The organism is Streptomyces sp. 1222.5 (genome assembly GCF_900105245.1).
Classification (GTDB): domain Bacteria; phylum Actinomycetota; class Actinomycetes; order Streptomycetales; family Streptomycetaceae; genus Streptomyces; species Streptomyces albidocamelliae.
The window spans coordinates 4,385,729-4,402,919 of record NZ_FNSZ01000001.1; the positions used below are offsets into that span (position 1 = coordinate 4,385,729).

A 17,191-nucleotide genomic window follows, 5' to 3' on the forward strand; every position below is an offset into this window, starting at 1 on the left:
ACCGCAAGCCGCTCTGCACGACCGGCCCCCACCACCGACGAGGGCGACGCGGGGAGCCAGGTCCCCGCCGACAGAAGCGGTCCGGAAAGCCGGCGTGCCCCGGCGAGGGTCACTCGGGAGAGCCGACCCCACCAGCGGAGGCGACGTCGAAAGACCGGTCCCCCGCGGCGGGGCCGGCCCCGCCGGCCTCGGCCGCTCGGGACGCCCGGTGCACGGAGTCGCGTCGGCCCGGGCCAAGGGCGGCCGCGCGGCCGTGGCTAGCCTCGGTGGTGGGGCGGTGCCAGGCCGAGGACCCGGTCCTTCAGGGCCGGAAACTGCTCACGGGTGGCCGCCACCTTCGCCGGGTCGAACTCCACCGTGAGGACCTCCTCGCCCGGTCCCGCCTCCGCGAGCACCTCGCCCCAGGGATCCACCACGATCGAGTGACCCGCCTGCGGAACTCCCGCATGCGTCCCGGCCGTTCCACAGGCGAGCACGAACGCCTGGTTCTCCACCGCCCGCGCCTGAGCCAGCAGCGTCCAGTGCGCGCGCCGCCGCTCGGGCCAGCCCGCCGGGATCACCAGCACCTCGGCGCCGGCGTCGGCCAGTCCGCGGAAGAGTTCGGGGAAACGGAGGTCGTAGCAGGTGGCCACGCCGAGCGTGGTCCCGGGCAGCCGGACCGTCACCAGGTCCCGCCCCGCACCCATCAGCACGGCCTCGCCCTTGTCGAAGCCGAAGCGGTGGATCTTGCGGTAGGCCGCGGCCAGTTCACCGGCGGGAGAGAAGACGAGGGACGTGTTGTAGAGGGGGCCCTCGGGATCCCGCTCGGGAATGGACCCGGCGTGCAGCCACACGCCCGCGTCGCTCGCCGCCTTGGCCATGACGTCGTACGTCGGTCCCTCGAGCGGCTCGGCCTCCCGGCCGAACTCCTCGTAGGCGAAGGCGCCGGTGGTCCACAGTTCGGGCAGAACCACGAGGTCGGCACCGGCCTGCTCGCGCACGAGCGCGGCGGCACGCTGCCGCCGGGCCTCGGCCGATTCGTCCTCGTCCACGGCGATCTGGATCAGCGAGGCGCGCACACTACCACCGTCCTGGCATTGGAGTCGTCCAACAGGCCTACGATCGTCACACGAAAGCACTGCCGGGGTGCCTCACAGCAGCGTAACTTGGGGTCCCCTCGGGTTCGAGCACGGCCGAGAACCCGGGGGAGTCCCAGAACACCGCCGCGAGCAGCCACCGCCCACTGGCAACGCCGCCACAACCTGCCCGTGTACCAAACGCCGAGGGGTCCCGTTTCCGTGAGCCTGCATCCCACCCTCCAGCCCTACGCCGACGCCTGGACCCACTCCATCGACGCGATATCCGAGATGGTGCAGTCGCTCCCGGACGGAGAGTGGAACCGGCGCACCCCCTGCCCCGGCTGGTCGGTGCGGGACATCGTGTCCCATGTGATCGGCATGGACTGCGAGATGCTCGGCGACCCCCGCCCCATCCACTCCCTGCCCCGTGACCTCTTCCACGTCACGACCGAGCACCAGCGCTACACGGAGATACAGGTCGACGTCCGCCGCCATCACACGGCGCCGGAGATGACGGCCGAGCTGGAGTACACGGTCATCCGCCGCAACCGCCAGCTGCGCAACGAGTCCCGGGACCCCGGCACCACGGTGCGCGGCCCGCTGGGCACGGAGGTCACCCTCGAACAGGCCTACCGCATGCGGGCCTTCGACGTGTGGGTGCACGAGCAGGACCTGCGCGCCGCCCTCGGCCGGCCCGGCGGCCTCGACTCGCCGGGCGCCCACGTCGCACGGGACATGCTGCTGGAAGCGCTGCCCAAGGTGGTCGCCAGGAACGCCGAGGCACCCCGCAGTTCGGCCGTCGTGATCGACGTGCACGGCCCGGTGGAGTTCCTGCGCACCGTCCGCGTCGACATCCAGGGCCGCGGCACCCTGGAGACCGCCCCGGCGCTCGGCCCCGCGGTCACCCTCACCCTCGACTGGGAGACGTACGTCCGCCTCGCCTGCGGCCGGATCTCCCCGGAGTCGGCCGCGGACCGGGTGAAGACGGAGGGCGACCCGGACCTGGCGGCGGCGATCCTGCGCCACTTCGCGGTGACGCCGTAGGCAGGGCGGGCGCCCGCGCCGGAACGGCGGAGCGCCGTGGTGGTTCCCGCGGTCGCACGGCGCAGCTGGCCGCAGGCGGCGGGCCCCATCGGGCTGCTCCCGCCTCCCGGCCGGCCGGAAACCGGTGGTGCGCAGTTACGAAGATCGTCTAGCGTCCCGGCATGACCGACACGCCGCCCCGTCTGGGCCGCCTCACCTTCCACAGCCCGCTGTCCGAGGCCCGCGCGGCCGGAATCGTCCAGCGGCTCGCGGCGAACCGGCCCCGGACCGTACTGGACATCGGCTGCGGCTGGGCGGAGCTGCTGCTCCGTGTGCTGGACGCCGTACCGGACGCGAAGGGCACCGGTGTCGACATCAACGGCGCCGACCTGGAGCGGGCGCGGCGGAACGCCGAGGCGCGCGGGCTCGCGGACCGGGCGGAGTTCGTCGAGGAATCCGCGCTGGGCACCCGTCGCGGGCCCGCCGACGTGGTGCTGTGCGTCGGCTCGGGCCAGGCGTTGAGCACGGCCGAGCCGGGCACGGCGGAGGCGCTGCGCGAGCTGCGCCGGCTGGTGACCGACGGCGGGCGCGTGCTGCTCGGCGAGGGGTTCTGGCAGCGCCCGCCCACCGCGACCGAGCTGTCCGGCATGTGGCCGGGAGCGCGCGCCGACGACCACCACGACCTCGCGGCCGTCCTCGACCTGGCCGTCGAGGCCGGTTTCCGGCCGGAGTGGACCGAGACGGCCGGGACCGAGGAGTGGGAGGAGTTCGAGTCGGCGTACCAGGCGGACACGGAGGTCTGGCTCGCCGCCCACCCGGACCATCCGCTGGCCGCCGAGACCCGGGAGCGCCTGGACCGCCACCGCGGACAGTGGATGCACTACCGCGGTGTCCTCGGCCTCGCCTACCTCACCCTCGTCCCGGTCGTGCGCTGACGCCCGCGCGGGGGCGTCCGGTTCAGGCGGCGGGGACGTGCACCGTCTCGATCCGGCTCGCCACCAGCCGCTCCCGTTCCCGGCGGGCCGCCCGGCCCCGCAGCCGGAGGATCTGGGTCATGCCCAGTGCCTGCAGCACGAAGACCGCGGAGAAGGCCACGGTGTAGTCGTCGCCGGTGGCGTCCAGCAGGACGCCGATCGCGAACAGCGTCGTCATGGAGGCGACGAAGCCACCCATGTTGGTGATGCCGGACGCGGTGCCCTGTCGCTCGGGAGGGTTGGCGGGCCGGGCGAAGTCGAAGCCCAGCATCGAGGCGGGCCCGCAGGCGCCGAGCACCGTGCAGAGGACCAGCAGCAGCCACATCGGCGCGTGGTCGCCGGGGTACGCCAGCGTCGCCGCCCACACCAGCGCGGTCGCCCCCACCGTGCAGAGCGCGAGCGGCAGCCGCGCCGCGTGGTGCCGGGCGACGATCTGGCCGTAGACCAGGCCGATCACCATGTTGGACAGGACGACCAGGGTGAGCAGTTCACCGGCCGTGGCCCGGCTGAGGCCCTGCGCCTGCACGAGGAACGGCAGGCCCCACAGCAGCAGGAACACCATCGCCGGGAACTGCGTGGTGAAGTGCACCCACAGACCGAGCCGGGTGCCGGGCTCGCGCCAGGACGCGGCGATCTGCCGGCGGACGTAGGCGGCGCCCTGGTGCGGGAAGGGCTCGGGCTCGTGCCCCTCCGGGTGGTCCCTGAGGAAGAGCAGGGTCAGGACCAGGACGATCACCCCGGCGAGCGCGCTGCCCGCGAACGCCGGGGTCCAGCCGATGCCGTGCAGCAGCCGGGCGAGGACCAGGGTGGAGACCAGGTTGCCCGCCATGCCGACCAGGCCGGCGAGCTGTGCGACCAGGGGCCCGCGGCGGGCCGGGAACCAGCGGGTGCCGAGCCGCAGCACGCTGATGAAGGTCATCGCGTCACCACAGCCCAGCAGCGCGCGGGAGGCGAGCGCGGTGCCGTAGGACGGGGAGAAGGCGAAGCCCAGCTGCCCGGCCGTGAACAGCACGGCGCCGATGCTCAGCACCCGCTTGGTGCCGAGGCGGTCGACCAGCAGGCCCACGGGTATCTGCATGCCGGCGTAGACCATCAGCTGGAGGATGGAGAAGGTCGACAGCGCGGAGGCGTTGACGTGGAAGCGGTCGGCGGCGTCCAGTCCCGCCACGCCCAGCGAGGTGCGGAAGATGACGGCCACGAAGTAGACGGCCACGCCTATGGACCACACGGCGACCGCCCGGCGGCCGCCCGGCGGATCACCCGGAAGGGTGGCGTTCGTCATCGGACCTCACCTCGTGCGAGGTGCGAGAACCAGCCCACGTGCCGGTGCACGACGCCGACGGCCGCCTCCGCGTCCCCGGCGCGCAGCGCCTCGAGGATCTCCTCGTGCTCGGCGAGCGTCTTGGCGATCCGGTCGGGATGCGAGTGCATGACGGCGACGCCCATCCGCAGCTGGCGGTCGCGAAGCTGGTCGTACAGCCGGGAGAGGATCTCGTTGCCACCGCTGCGCACGATCTCGGCGTGGAAGCAGCGGTCGGTGACAGCAGCGGCGGCGAAGTCACCGGCGGCCGCCTGCGTCTTCTGCTGCTCCAGCAGCTCCGTCAGTCGCTCCAGCAGGACCGGCGGGGCGGGTACGGCCTTGCGGGCCGCGTGCTCCTCCACCAGCAGCCGGGTCTCCACCACGTCGGCGATCTCCTGCGCGGAGACGGGCAGCACCAGGGCGCCCTTCTTCGGGTAGAGCCGGATCAGGCCCTCCACCTCCAGGCGCAGCAGGGCTTCCCGGACGGGGGTGCGCGAGACGCCGACGGCCTCGGCGAGCTCGCCCTCGGTGAGGAGGGTGCCGCCTTCGTAACGGCGGTCGAGGACGCCCTGCTTGACGTGGGTGTAGACGCGGTCGGCGGCGGGTGGCTGTTTGAGGGACTGGGGGGCGGTCTGTTGGACGGCCGTGTTCATGCCGACAGGATAGATACAACACGCACGCATGCGGGTGTGGCGTCCATCATGCGGACGTGCCGAAAATCCCCCGCAGCAACCGCACAACCTTCTGTGCTACTTACATGTCACACACGTGCGGCACCACTCTCGCTGCCTTCTCAACTCGGCCGCACTACAGGGGCATTCAAGACAATCGGGGTATTTCGCTTTGATTACCGGCATTAAGGGCACCCGCATCCGCAAAGCCGCTGCCGTCGCCGTCTCCTCCGGCGCGCTGCTCGCCACCGGCGCCCTCACGGCGGCACCCGCGCAGGCCGTCACCGTTCCGTCGATCGTGGCCAAGGGCGGCTACGCGATGAACAACTCGAACGGCGCGTCGCTGTACACCAAGGCGGCCGACACGCGGCTGTCCACCGGTTCCACCACCAAGATCATGACCGCCAAGGTCGTGCTCGCCCAGTCGAACCTCAACCTCGACGCCAAGGTGACGATCCAGAAGGCGTACAGCGACTACGTCGTCAAGAACAACGCCTCCCAGGCGCACCTGATCGTCGGCGACAAGGTCACCGTCCGCCAGCTGCTGTACGGCCTGATGCTGCCGTCCGGCTGCGACGCCGCCTACGCGCTCGCCGACAAGTACGGCTCCGGCTCCACCCGTACCGCGCGCGTGACCAACTTCATCGGCAAGATGAACACCGCCGCCAAGAACCTGGGTCTGAAGAACACGCACTTCGACTCCTTCGACGGCATCGGCAACGGCAACAACTACTCGACGCCGCGTGACCTGACGAAGATCGCCAGCAGCGCGATGAAGAGCTCCACGTTCCGCACGGTCGTCAAAACGAAGCACTACACCGCCAAGACGATCACCAAGACCGGTAGCACCCGCACCATGAAGACGTGGGACAACACCAACGGTCTGCTCAGCAGCTACAGCGGCACCATCGGTGTGAAGACGGGCTCCGGCCCCGAGGCCAAGTACTGCCTGGTCTTCGCCGCCACCCGCAACGGCAAGACGGTCATCGGCACGGTCCTCGCCTCCTCCTCCATCCCGCAGCGCGAGGCGGACGCGAAGAAGCTCCTCACCTACGGCTTCGCCAAGCTGGGCTGATCCCGCTCTCGGCACACGGGCCCGTCGCGCAATGCGGCGGGCCCTTCCGCTGCACGCGCCTCCGCAGGGCCCGCTCAGGGCCTCGCCGCCAGCCGGTCGTAGGTCCGGAAGGTGTAGGAGGCGTCGTAGGACATCAGGTTCCCCTCGGCCGCCGGCAGGCCGAGGCGTCGGTTCAGGGCACCGGTCAGCGGTCCGCAGTGCTCGGCCGCGGGGGCGGAGAAGGTGTCGTCGTACGCCGAGAACTCGATCACCGGCGGGTCCTGGGAGACCCACTTGGAGGGGCCCGAGCGTTTCAGCCGGAAGTCGACCGGCTCGCCCGCCCCCACGGTGCAGCTCTTCGCCAAGAGCGGACTCAGGAGCCTGAGACGCAGGCTGAACTCCCCCGTGTAGAAGTCGGACCGGCCTCCGTACTCCGGACGTATCGCCAGGCCCCGGACACCCGGTACCGCGGTCGGCGCGCCGTGCATCGCGCCCCACACCTGCCCGTTGCCGCCGTCCGGCAGGGGGCCCTCGGCGTGGGTCATGGTGATCGGCGCGAGCGTCACCGTGACCTTGCCCATCGTCAGGCGGGGCGCGGCGGTGTGTACTTCGCACTTCCAGCGGGCCGGGTCGACACCGTCGGGCAGCGCCGGACAGTCGCTGAAGTCGGTCGCGGGCGTCGCGGCGGCAGCGGGCGCGGAGTGGGCGACGCCCGTCGTGCCCACCGTTACGGCCGCCAAGGCGGCGACGCCGGCGGCGGTGGCGGCGGCGCGTCGCAGGAGCGGGGAACCGGGGCGAGTCGCAGTGGTCTTCGGCATGTGCCCAGAGTGCCGCGAGCGGCATGCCGGTCACCATCGGTGATCACCCTGGTACGCCCCCCACTCGACCCTGATGGCACGTCAGGGATACGTATTCGCAGCTCTGTTGGTGTGGAAAGATCGCAAACTTCACCCTGAATCGTGAATGTCGCGCTTGCGACTGGCATATTCCCGTTTCTCCGCTCTACGTTCCGCGGCGGAGGTGGTTCACATGCACGAACCCAGCAAGCGATCCCGTCCCGCCGATCGGCACGAGGCGATCGACATCAGTGACTTCGTGTACGCGGCGACCGGAGCCCGTGTCCGCCGGCTGACCATGCCGGACGGAAGGCACTGGTTCCCGGCGGTGGATGTCTGCAAGAGACTCGGACACAGCAACACGCAGAAGGCGCTCTCCGACCATGTGCCCGACGGCCATCGAGAGACGCTCGAGACCCTAACCAGAGGTTACGGTCTCAGCATTCCCGCAGGTAGGGAGTGGCGCCGAGACCTGAACATCATCTCTCTGCAAGGTCTCGTCCTGCTCGTCAACGCCTGCACCAAGGCCGCCTGCGCCCCGTTCAAGCAGTGGGTCGCCGAGGTGATCGAGACCGTTCAGCGGGAGGGCTCGTACACCCTGGAGGAGGCCGAGGTGCAGCCCACCGAGCCGGGTGCCCCCATCGCCTACGCCATGCCGGAACAGGTCGCCGAGGCCATCGTCCGGCTCGAGTCCCACAACCTCCAGGTGGACGAGGAGCTTGCGATCGCACAGCGCGAAGCCCTCGCCGTGCAGAAGGAGATGCTCGCCGCCCAACACGCGGCGCTGGCCGCCCAGCAGGCCGCGCTCGCCGTTCAGGAGGCCATGGCCCGGGCGATGGAGCGGATCGCCGACCGGCTCGACACCCTGGTTCCCGGCGGTCTGCCGGGCGACCGTCCCGGGACCCACCCCACCACGGAGTCCGTGCTGGCCGACTGGCGGCAGCGGCTGTCCGTGACGGAGGACGTGTGGACGGTCGCCGTGGTGATCGCGCCGGTGCTCGTCGAGAAGGGGGAGCTCCGGGAGCCCCTGGAGTCCATCGCGGCCCGTACGGGCCTTTCGGTAGGGCGCGTGAACGAGTGCCTGCGCCTGCTGCGCCGGCACGCCTGCATCCGCTCGCAGGGCGCGGCGGAGAACGGAGCGCCGGTGTACGTGCTGGACCGGCGCTGACAGGTGTCCGGCACAGACGAAGGGGGCGGCCGCAAGACAAAGTTGCGGCCGCCCCCTTCGGGGTCGGACTCTACCCGGCCAGTGCCGTCACGCCCAGGTGATCAGCCGCTTCGGCTGCTCCAGGATCGCCGCCACGTCCGCCAGGACCTTCGAACCCAGCTCGCCGTCGACCAGGCGGTGGTCGAAGCTCAGGGCCAGGGTGGTGACCTGACGGGGCTTGACCTTGCCCTTGTGGACCCACGGCTGCAGCTTGATCGCGCCGATCGCGAGGATCGCCGATTCGCCGGGGTTGAGGATCGGTGTGCCGGTGTCGACGCCGAAGACGCCGACGTTGGTGATGGTCACCGTGCCGCCCTGCATCGCGGCCGGGGACGTCTTGCCCTCGCGGGCGGTCGACACCAGCTCGCCCAGCGCCTCTGCGAGCTGCGGGAGGGTCTTGTCGTGGGCGTCCTTGATGTTCGGCACGATCAGACCGCGCGGGGTGGCCGCGGCGATGCCCAGGTTGACGTAGTGCTTGAGCACGATCTCCTGGTTCGCCTCGTCCCAGGACGCGTTGACGTCCGGGTTGCGCTTGATGGCGACCAGCAGGGCCTTGGCGATCAGGAGCAGCGGGTTGACCCGCAGGCCCTGCATCTCCTTGTCCTGCTTGAGCTCCTCGACCAGTTTCATGGTCCGGGTCACGTCCACCGTCACGAACTCGGTGACGTGCGGCGCGGTGAACGCGGAGCCGACCATAGCCGCCGCCGTCGCCTTGCGGACGCCCTTGACCGGCACACGCGTCTCGCGCGCGCCGTCGTAGGCCGCCACGGGGGCGGGAGCCGGGCGGGCGGCCGCGGGGGCCTGCGCCACCGTCTCGGGGGCGGCCACGGCCGTGGCCGCCGCGTGGACGTCCTCGCGCGTGATGACCCCGTCCGGCCCGGACGGGGTGATCGCGGCGAGGTCGACGCCGAGGTCCTTGGCCAGCTTGCGCACCGGCGGCTTGGCCAGCGGGCGGGGCCGGTCCACGGCCGGGGCGTGGCCGTTCAGCTCCGCCTGGATCGCCTGGGCCGGCGCCGGGACGGCGACCTCGGGCCCCTTGCGGGGACGGCGCTTGGTGGAGGAGGTGGACACGCCGTAGCCGACGAGAACCGGCTGACGGCCCTCCGGCTTCGGCTCCTCGGCCGGCTCGGCGGGAGCCTGCGTCTGCGGCTGCGCGGCGGGTGCCTGGGGTTGCTCGGCGGGCGCCTGGGCGCCGCCCCCCACCTCCACCGCGATGATGGACGTGCCCACGTCCACCGTGGTGCCCTCGGGGAACCGCAGCTCGCGGACCACCCCGTCGTAGGGGATGGGCAGTTCGACGGCCGCCTTCGCGGTCTCGACCTCGCACACCACCTGTCCGTCGGTGACCGTGTCACCGGGCTGCACGTACCACTTGAGGATCTCGGCCTCGGTGAGTCCCTCGCCGACGTCCGGCATCTTGAACTCGCGTACGGACGCTTCCGTCATCGTCGTCACGACCCTCTCCTCAGTACGCCAGCGAGCGGTCGACGGCGTCGAGCACGCGGTCCAGGTCCGGGAGGTACTCCTCCTCCAGACGGGCCGGCGGGTACGGCGCGTGGTAACCGCCGACGCGGAGCACCGGGGCTTCCAGGTGGTAGAAGCAGCGCTCGGAGATCCGGGCGGCGATCTCCGCGCCGGAGCCGAAGAACACCGGCGCCTCGTGGACCACGACCAGACGGCGGGTCTTCTCCACCGAGGCCTGGACGGCGTCGAAGTCGAGGGGGCTGACCGAGCGCAGGTCGAGGACCTCCAGGGACTTGCCCTCCTCGGCCGCGGCGGCCGCCGCCTCCTGGCAGAGCTTCACCATCGGGCCGTAGGCGGCCAGGGTGAGGTCGGCGCCCTCGCGGACGACCTGGGCCTTGTGCAGCGGGGCGGGGATGGCCTCGAAGTCGACCTCGCCCTTGTCCCAGTAGCGCCGCTTGGGCTCGAAGTAGATCACCGGGTCGTCGCTCTGGATGGCCTGCTGCATCATCCAGTACGCGTCGGAGGAGTTGGACGGGCTGACCACCTTCAGGCCCGCCACGTGCGCGAACAGCGCCTCGGGGGACTCGGAGTGGTGCTCGACCGCGCCGATGCCGCCGCCGTAGGGAATGCGGATCACGACCGGCATCTTCACCTTGCCCAGCGAGCGGGCGTGCATCTTCGCCAGCTGGGTGACGATCTGGTCGTAGGCGGGGAAGACGAAGCCGTCGAACTGGATCTCCACCACCGGTCGGTAGCCGCGCAGGGCCAGGCCGATGGCGGTGCCGACGATGCCGGACTCCGCGAGGGGGGTGTCGATGACCCGGCTCTCGCCGAAGTCCTTCTGCAGACCGTCCGTCACACGGAAGACACCGCCGAGCTTGCCGACGTCCTCACCCATGACGAGGACCTTGGGGTCGGCGTCCAGGGCACGGCGCAGCGACTCGTTGATGGCCTTGGCCATCGCCATCTTCTCGGCCATGTCAGTGACCCCCTTCATCCGCGAACGACGCCTGGTAGGCGGCGAACTGGGCTCGCTCCTCGTCGACGAGCGCGTGCCCGTCCGCGTACGCGTTCTCGAAGATGGCGAACCGGTCCGGGTCGGGCATGGCGCGGACCGCTTCGCGCACCCGCTTGCCCAACGTCTCGGACTCCGTCTCGAGTTCCGCGAAGAACGTGTCGTCCGCGTGCCCGGCGGTCTCCAGGAACCGGCGCAGGCGCAGGATCGGGTCCTTCGCCTCCCAGGCGAGCCGCTCCTCGTCGCCCCGGTAGCGGGTGGGGTCGTCGGAGGTGGTGTGGGCGCCCATGCGGTAGGTGAACGCCTCGATCAGGGTCGGGCCCTCACCGCTGCGGGCGCGCTCCAGCGCCCACTTGGTGACCGCGAGGCAGGCCAGCACGTCGTTGCCGTCGACGCGGACGCCCGGGAAGCCGAAGCCCTGGGCGCGCTGGTAGAGCGGCACGCGGCTCTGCTTCTCGGTCGGCTCGGAGATCGCCCACTGGTTGTTCTGGCAGAAGAACACCACGGGGGCGTTGTAGACCGCGGAGAAGGTGAACGCCTCGGCCACGTCGCCCTGGCTGGAGGCGCCGTCGCCGAAGTAGGCGATGACCGCCGAGTCCGCGCCGTCCTTGGCGATGCCCATGGCGTAGCCGGTGGCGTGCAGCGTCTGGGAGCCGATGACGATCGTGTAGAGGTGGAAGTTGTTGCTGTTCGGGTCCCAGCCGCCGTTGTTCACGCCGCGGAACATCCCGAGCAGGTTGGTCGGGTCGACCCCGCGGCACCAGGCGACGCCGTGCTCGCGGTAGGTCGGGAAGACGTAGTCGTCCTCACGGGTGGCCCGGCCGGAGCCGATCTGGGCGGCCTCCTGGCCCAGCAGCGAGGCCCACAGGCCCAGCTCGCCCTGGCGCTGCAGGGCGGTGGCCTCGGCGTCGAAGCGGCGGGTGAGCACCATGTCGCGGTACAGGCCGCGGAGCTCGTCCGGGGTGATGCCGGCGACGTAGGCGTCGTACTCGGCGTTCTTGACCCGCTTGCCCTCCGGAGTCAGAAGCTGCACGAGCTCGGGCTCGGCGCTCTTCTTCGCGGTGCTGCGGGTGGTGCGCTTGGTGCCGGTGGCTCCGGTCGCGTCACCGGCCGTGCCGGTCCCGCTGCCGGTGGTGCCGGCCTTGCCTGCGGCGCTGCGTCGCGGCTTGCGCGCGGCACTGCTCTCCACGCTCACGTGTGCTCCTCCGTCGTTCCGGCCCCCGGGGTTGCCGGTAGGCCAGTGCGGCTCACCTGTTTCGACCACCGGGGCACGGGGTGGGTGCCACTCGGCCGGGAACAGGCGTGACAGGTGCCCCGGCGAGCGCCCTGCAACCATCACGTTACCCAGTGCTTCACATTTCTGGGAAACCTCACCTGACCTGCGATTTTGCTTGGATTTCCAAGTAAATCGAGGTGGTGCGAAAGCATGCTGGTCACAGCCTTGCCTCAGGCCGGAGCTACCGCACGTTATCCCGCCCACCCAGGTCACGGGAAGACTTGCATGTGAGACCGGACTCGTGCATGAAGCCGCAAAAGTCAGAGTATTTCCACGCGCCGATCACGGAAGTGTGGGCAGGGATCACGGAAGGCGTTCGGACTTCCGTGAATTCTTCGCGGCCCCCGAATTCGCCGCGTCGCCGAATCGGCCGAATGGATCATGGAGCGGCACTCCGGGGTCCGGCCCGGTGCAGCCTGTGACCGAAAGCGATCGACGGCGACTGTCTGTGACAAGCCCCAGCTCACGGCCGCTTTTCGTGCCCTAGCATCTGGCGCGTGTCGTGCTCTTGTGTACCACCCCCAGTGCCCCAAGCGCCCCCTCTGGGCACCTTGTTACGCCTCTACGCCGCCGGTAGCGCCCTCACGTGCGAGCCGGTCGACCAGGGCCTGCTCAACCGCGGCTACCGCGTGCGCACGACACGGGGGCGCTACTTCCTCAAGCACCACTTCGACCCGGACACGGCGGACCCGGCCGCGATCGAACGCCGGCACCGGGCCACCCAGCGTCTCGCCGACCTCGGCGTCCCGGTCGCCCAGCCGCTCGCGCACCGCGAGGGCCGCACGGTCGCCGTCGTCGGCGGCCACGCGTACGCCCTGCACCCCTGGATCGACGGCAGGCACCGCCACGGCGGTCAGCTCACCCGCGGCGAGAGCGCCCGCCTGGGGGCGCTCCTGGGGGCCGTACACGCCTGTCTGGAGCGGGTGATGCCCCCCAAGGCCCGCACCCGCCCGGCGACCAGCCCTCATCCCGTGGAGAGCGCCGACCCCGTCGACACCTTCGCGCTGATCGACGATCTGCTCGCCCACGTCCGCCGGCACCGCCCCGCCGACGCCTTCGACGAACTGGCCCGGCACCGGCTCCTGGAACGCCGTGCGCTCCTTGAGCAGCACGCCGGGCGGCGCCCCCCGCCCGGCGGTCCGGTGGGCTGGGTGCACGGCGACTTCCACCCGTTCAACCTGCTCTACAAGGGCGACGCCCCGGCGGCCATCGTCGACTGGGACCGGCTCGGTGTGCAGCCCCGCGCCGAGGAGGCGGTCCGGGCGGCGGCGATCTTCTTCGTACGGCCCGTGGGGGCGCTGGACCTGCCGAAGGTGAGGGCGTACGCGCGCGCGTACCGGCGGGCGGCCGGGGCGACGCCCTCGGAGCTCGCGGCGGCCGTGCACCGGGTGTGGTGGGAGCGGCTGAACGACTTCTGGATGCTGCGCTGGCACTACGAGCGTGGCGACACGCGCGCGGACTGCCAGTTCCCGGCCGCCTCGGCGCTCGCGGTGTGGTGGACGCGCGAGTACGAGGCGGTGTGCGACGCGTTCGTGCGCTGAGACGGCACGCGCCGTCGCCGGCGGCGCGGGATCAGGGCGTCAGGGGGACGCCGTCCCGGCCGCCGGGGGTGTGCTTCAACCGCCGGTGACGCCCGTGCCGCCGTCCGCCGTGGTGCCGGCGGTGGCGCCCGCGTCGGTGCCGCCCGCGTCCGTGCCGCCGTCCGCGGTACCGGCGTCGGTGCCGCCGTCCGCGGTGCCCGCGTCCGTGCCGCCGTCCGCTGGGTCCGAGGGCTGCGACTGCGAGGTCTGCGGCTCGGACGGCTCGTCGCTGGGTTCGGTGGGGGCCGACTTCGAGGGCGTGTACGACGGCGTGTACGACGGCGGCCAGTCGGAGCCGGTGCCGCCGGTGCCGGTACCGGTGTCGGTGGAGGGGGCCGAGGGCTGGTCGGTGTTGTCGTCGGACGGGGTCGCGGAGTCCCGGTCGTCCTTCGTGCTCTTGGAGTGCGTCTTCGTCGGCTTCAGGTCCGTGCCGCCTCCGCCGCCGCCACCGGCGCCCTTCAGCGCCAGCGCGACGCCCGCCGTGATCGCGATGACCGCGAGGACGGCGAGGATCCACAGCTTGCCGCGGCCGCTGCCCTTGTTGCCGTGCCCCTCGAAGCCGCCGTCGTCACCGTTGCCGTAGCCGCCCGGCAGGATCGGCTGCGGGATCTGCGCGGTGCCCGCGCCGAAGTCGCCGGGGTGCTGCATGGCGGTCGTGCCCGCGAAGCCGCCCGCCGGGGTGTGCCGGCCGTCGTGCGCCGCCACCGGGCCGGTGTTCCAGGTACCGGTGTGGCCGCCGGCCTCGTACAGCATCTGCAGGCCGTACTGGACCAGGCCGCGCATCTCCTCGGCGGTCTGGAACCGGTCGTCGGGCTCCTTGGCGAGGGACCGCATGACCAGGCCGTCCAGCTCCGGCGGGCAGCCGTCGGAGGTCTCCGAGGGCGGGACCGGGATGTCCTGGACGTGCTGGTAGACCACCGACAGCGGGGTCTCGCCGGTGAACGGCGGACGCAGCGCGAGGAGTTCGTAGAGCAGGCAGCCGACCGCGTACAGGTCGGAGCGGTGGTCGACGGCCTTGCCGAGCGCCTGCTCCGGCGAGAGGTACTGCGGGGTGCCCATGACCATGCCGGTCTGCGTCATCGTGGTGGACGCGCCGTGCAGGGCCCGGGCGATGCCGAAGTCCATCACCTTGACCGCGCCGGTGTGGGTGATGATGACGTTCGCCGGCTTGATGTCGCGGTGCACGATGCCGTGCTGGTGCGAGTAGGCGAGCGCCTCCAGGACCCCGGAGACGATGATCAGGGCCTGCTCGGGACCGGGCGCCTCGGCGTTCAGCAGCAGGTCGCGGATGGTGCGGCCCTCGACCAGCTCCATGACGATGTACGGCACGGACTGACCGCCGACGAAGTCCTCGCCGGAGTCGTACACGGCGACGATCGCGTGGTGGTTCAGACCGGCGACCGACTGGGCCTCGCGGGTGAAGCGGGCCTTCGAGGTCGGGTCCTCGGCCAGGTCGGCGCGGAGCAGCTTGACGGCGACCGTACGGCCGAGACGCACGTCCTCGGCCGCGAACACCTCGGCCATGCCGCCGCGGCCGAGCCGGTGCGTGAGCCGGTACCGGCCGTCGCCGACGAGCCCTCCGTTGCCCCACATCTCCGGCGTCTCTGACATGCCGCCGCCAGACGCCTCGGGGTCGGACGGGCCCTGGGCGCTGTGCGTCTGTGCCATCGGTCCTCGCCGTCGTTTCTGCCCGCGGTGCGCGCGGTGTTGTCACGGTCTCCGTCGGCCACGCTACAGCCTTCGTGGTGGCCGCCGGTTCGGATCCGGTACCGGGACCGGCCCCGAGACGGACCGGTCATGAAACCTCTAGCACGCGCTCTCGTGCAAATTGTGTGTACCGCCCGTACGCCCGGCGTAACGCTTCCGCGACGCTTCTTTCGCGTACGGTCACGGAACGGGCACCGAGCTTGACGTGTCGGTGCCCTGGGGCAGACTTGGCCGGGAATGACACATTCGATCAAGGCCTGTTCGCCGGGCGACGGCGCCGGACGGCCACTGGGGGACGCGGAGAGATGAGCCAGGACGGCGGCGCACACGGCCGGTACGCGGGGCAGGCGCTCGCCGGAGGCCGCTACCAGCTGCGCGACTTGCTCGGCGAGGGCGGCATGGCCTCGGTGCATCTGGCGTACGACGCCGTACTCGACCGCCAGGTCGCAATCAAGACGCTCCACAGCGAGCTGGGCCGGGAGCAGGCCTTCCGCGAGCGCTTCCGCCGCGAGGCCCAGGCCGTGGCCAAGCTCACGCACACCAACATCGTCTCCGTCTTCGACACGGGCGAGGACGACCTCGCCGGCATGGCGACGCCCTACATCGTCATGGAGTACGTCGAGGGCCGTCCGCTCGGCTCGGTCCTGGACGAGGACATCCGCCAGTACGGCGCGATGCCCGCCGACAAGGCGCTGAAGATCACCGCGGACGTGCTGGCGGCGCTGGAGATCAGCCACGAGATGGGGCTGGTCCACCGCGACATCAAGCCGGGCAACGTGATGATGACCAAGCGCGCCGTCGTGAAGGTCATGGACTTCGGCATCGCCCGCGCCATGCAGTCCGGTGTCACCTCGATGACCCAGACCGGCATGGTCGTCGGCACCCCGCAGTACCTCTCGCCCGAGCAGGCCCTCGGCCGGGGCGTGGACGCCCGGTCCGATCTGTACTCGGTCGGGATCATGCTGTTCCAGCTGGTCACCGGGCGGCTGCCGTTCGACGCCGACTCCCCGCTGGCGATCGCCTACGCGCATGTGCAGGAGGAGCCGGTGGCCCCCTCCTCCATCAACCGCACGCTGCCGCCCGCGGTGGACGCGCTGATCGCCCGCGCGCTGAAGAAGAACCCGAACGAGCGTTTCCCGACCGCGGAGGCCATGCGCACCGAGTGCCTGCGCGTCGCCGCCTCCCTCCAGCCGGCCGCGCCCAGCATCGTGCCGGGCGCCGGGCCGGCGCAGAGCGGCGCGGGCGTCGGCTCCGCGGTGTTCCCGCCGGTCGGACCGGCGACCCCGGCGCCCACCGGCCCGGTGCAGACGCCGTACCAGCCGAACCCGTACGGCGGCCCGGCTACGCCCGCGCCCACCCCGGGCCCGACGCCGGCGTACGGCTACCCGCAGCAGGGCGGCTACCAGACTCCACCGGTGGGCTACGGCCTGCAGGGCGCCTCGACCCCGCCGCCGTACACGATCGCACCGCAGGGGAGCGGGCAGCCCGGGCGCGGCGGCAAGGGCAACAAGTCGGTGGTCATCGGCTCGGTCGCGGTGGCGGTCGTCGTGCTCGTCGGGCTGATCGTGGCGGTGACGCTGCACAACGGCAACAGTGACGACGAGGGCGGCAAGGATCGGACGACCACCTCGGCGCCGGCCCGTCAGGAAGCGGGCTACCGCGGCCCCGACCGCACCCGGCGGATCGAGAAGGAGAAGTGCACGGAGCCGGAGGAGTCGTACGACGACCCGGACAAGATCCAGCTGCCGGACTTCCGCTACAAGGACATCAACTCCGTCAAGCAGTGCCTCCAGGCCGCGGGCTGGGACTGGACGATCAAGCACGTGGACGAGAACACCTGGGGCAAGGACACCGTCATCGACCAGTTCCCCTCCGAGGGCACGGACGTGGTGTCCAAGGAGCTCGGCAAGAACGAGAAGATCGAGCTGAGCGTCTCCACGGGCAATCCGCAGTAGCGTCCGCCGATTCCACGAGCAAGGGCCCGGCGGTCGTCCGCCGGGCCCTTGCTCGGGTAGTGGTTCAGTCG

Annotated in this window: 14 protein-coding genes; 6 read left to right on the top strand and 8 right to left on the bottom strand. The window is 71.4% G+C overall.

Going from position 1 to position 17,191, the window contains the following annotated elements; translation table 11 throughout:
- Positions 1-257 precede the first annotated feature (257 nt).
- Positions 258-1,058, bottom strand: a complete 801-nt coding sequence (locus tag BLW57_RS19620) for a carbon-nitrogen family hydrolase (protein WP_093476176.1) — start codon at positions 1,056-1,058, stop codon at positions 258-260.
- A 219-nt stretch (positions 1,059-1,277) separates the two neighbouring features.
- Here BLW57_RS19620 and BLW57_RS19625 point away from each other — a divergent pair, with 219 nt between their 5' ends.
- Together BLW57_RS19625 and BLW57_RS19630 are read left to right on the top strand one after the other, a co-directional pair.
- Positions 1,278-2,102, top strand: coding sequence for a maleylpyruvate isomerase family mycothiol-dependent enzyme (locus BLW57_RS19625; RefSeq protein ID WP_093476178.1), 825 nt, complete (start codon positions 1,278-1,280; stop codon positions 2,100-2,102).
- Positions 2,103-2,263: 161 nt separating this feature from the next.
- Positions 2,264-3,016 carry an SAM-dependent methyltransferase gene (locus tag BLW57_RS19630; RefSeq protein WP_093476179.1) on the top strand — a complete coding sequence of 251 codons (753 nt, stop codon included), beginning with the start codon at positions 2,264-2,266 and terminating at the stop codon, positions 3,014-3,016.
- A gap of 22 nt (positions 3,017-3,038) precedes the next feature.
- On the opposite strand, the gene BLW57_RS19635 is transcribed toward BLW57_RS19630, so the two are convergent.
- Positions 3,039-4,337 (bottom strand): MFS transporter, encoded by a 1,299-nt coding sequence (locus BLW57_RS19635; protein WP_093476181.1) that lies wholly within the window; start codon positions 4,335-4,337, stop codon positions 3,039-3,041.
- Complete coding sequence (locus tag BLW57_RS19640; RefSeq protein ID WP_093476182.1) at positions 4,334-5,008, bottom strand: GntR family transcriptional regulator; 675 nt, start codon at positions 5,006-5,008, stop codon at positions 4,334-4,336. Before BLW57_RS19640 ends, BLW57_RS19635 begins: the two co-directional genes overlap by 4 nt.
- 190 nt (positions 5,009-5,198) lie before the next feature.
- Here BLW57_RS19640 and BLW57_RS19645 point away from each other — a divergent pair, with 190 nt between their 5' ends.
- Complete coding sequence (locus BLW57_RS19645) at positions 5,199-6,101, top strand: D-alanyl-D-alanine carboxypeptidase family protein (protein WP_093476184.1); 903 nt, start codon at positions 5,199-5,201, stop codon at positions 6,099-6,101.
- A gap of 74 nt (positions 6,102-6,175) precedes the next feature.
- On the opposite strand, the gene BLW57_RS19650 is transcribed toward BLW57_RS19645, so the two are convergent.
- Complete coding sequence (locus BLW57_RS19650; protein ID WP_093476185.1) at positions 6,176-6,898, bottom strand: hypothetical protein; 723 nt, start codon at positions 6,896-6,898, stop codon at positions 6,176-6,178.
- Positions 6,899-7,109: 211 nt separating this feature from the next.
- Here BLW57_RS19650 and BLW57_RS19655 point away from each other — a divergent pair, with 211 nt between their 5' ends.
- The gene (locus BLW57_RS19655) at positions 7,110-8,084 is read left to right on the top strand and encodes a BRO-N domain-containing protein (protein WP_093476187.1); all 975 of its coding nucleotides are present in this window, start codon (positions 7,110-7,112) and stop codon (positions 8,082-8,084) included.
- Positions 8,085-8,171: 87 nt separating this feature from the next.
- On the opposite strand, the gene BLW57_RS19660 is transcribed toward BLW57_RS19655, so the two are convergent.
- From BLW57_RS19660 to pdhA, 3 genes are read right to left on the bottom strand one after another with little or no spacing between them, the layout of a single operon-like run.
- A complete protein-coding gene (locus BLW57_RS19660; protein WP_093476188.1) occupies positions 8,172-9,578 on the bottom strand; it encodes a dihydrolipoamide acetyltransferase family protein in 1,407 nt (468 codons plus the stop codon).
- Positions 9,579-9,588: 10 nt separating this feature from the next.
- The gene (locus BLW57_RS19665; protein WP_093476190.1) at positions 9,589-10,566 is read right to left on the bottom strand and encodes an alpha-ketoacid dehydrogenase subunit beta; all 978 of its coding nucleotides are present in this window, start codon (positions 10,564-10,566) and stop codon (positions 9,589-9,591) included.
- 1 nt (position 10,567) lies between these two features.
- Positions 10,568-11,797, bottom strand: coding sequence for a pyruvate dehydrogenase (acetyl-transferring) E1 component subunit alpha (gene pdhA, locus BLW57_RS19670; protein WP_093476191.1), 1,230 nt, complete (start codon positions 11,795-11,797; stop codon positions 10,568-10,570).
- 623 nt (positions 11,798-12,420) lie between these two features.
- On the opposite strand from pdhA, the gene BLW57_RS19675 reads away from it, so the two are divergent.
- Positions 12,421-13,419 carry a phosphotransferase gene (locus tag BLW57_RS19675; protein WP_093480779.1) on the top strand — a complete coding sequence of 333 codons (999 nt, stop codon included), beginning with the start codon at positions 12,421-12,423 and terminating at the stop codon, positions 13,417-13,419.
- Between the two features lie 75 nt (positions 13,420-13,494).
- Here BLW57_RS19675 and BLW57_RS19680 read toward each other — a convergent pair whose 3' ends face one another.
- A complete protein-coding gene (locus BLW57_RS19680; RefSeq protein WP_176985655.1) occupies positions 13,495-15,126 on the bottom strand; it encodes a protein kinase domain-containing protein in 1,632 nt (543 codons plus the stop codon).
- Positions 15,127-15,470: 344 nt separating this feature from the next.
- Between BLW57_RS19680 and BLW57_RS19685 the strand changes: the two genes are divergently transcribed.
- Positions 15,471-17,120, top strand: a complete 1,650-nt coding sequence (locus BLW57_RS19685) for a Stk1 family PASTA domain-containing Ser/Thr kinase (RefSeq protein WP_093476194.1) — start codon at positions 15,471-15,473, stop codon at positions 17,118-17,120.
- The last annotated feature ends 71 nt before the right edge of the window (positions 17,121-17,191 follow it).

Excerpts from the sequence above, each read along its gene's own strand:
- BLW57_RS19665 (WP_093476190.1), bottom strand. The coding sequence starts at position 10,566 with ATGGCCGAGAAGATGGCGATGGCCAAGGCCATCAACGAGTCGCTGCGC.
- BLW57_RS19650 (WP_093476185.1), bottom strand. The coding sequence starts at position 6,898 with ATGCCGAAGACCACTGCGACTCGCCCCGGTTCCCCGCTCCTGCGACGC.
- BLW57_RS19685 (WP_093476194.1), top strand. The coding sequence starts at position 15,471 with ATGAGCCAGGACGGCGGCGCACACGGCCGGTACGCGGGGCAGGCGCTC.
- BLW57_RS19655 (WP_093476187.1), top strand. The coding sequence starts at position 7,110 with ATGCACGAACCCAGCAAGCGATCCCGTCCCGCCGATCGGCACGAGGCG.
- BLW57_RS19635 (WP_093476181.1), bottom strand. The coding sequence starts at position 4,337 with ATGACGAACGCCACCCTTCCGGGTGATCCGCCGGGCGGCCGCCGGGCG.
- BLW57_RS19630 (WP_093476179.1), top strand. The coding sequence starts at position 2,264 with ATGACCGACACGCCGCCCCGTCTGGGCCGCCTCACCTTCCACAGCCCG.
- BLW57_RS19680 (WP_176985655.1), bottom strand. The coding sequence starts at position 15,126 with ATGGCACAGACGCACAGCGCCCAGGGCCCGTCCGACCCCGAGGCGTCT.
- BLW57_RS19640 (WP_093476182.1), bottom strand. The coding sequence starts at position 5,008 with ATGAACACGGCCGTCCAACAGACCGCCCCCCAGTCCCTCAAACAGCCA.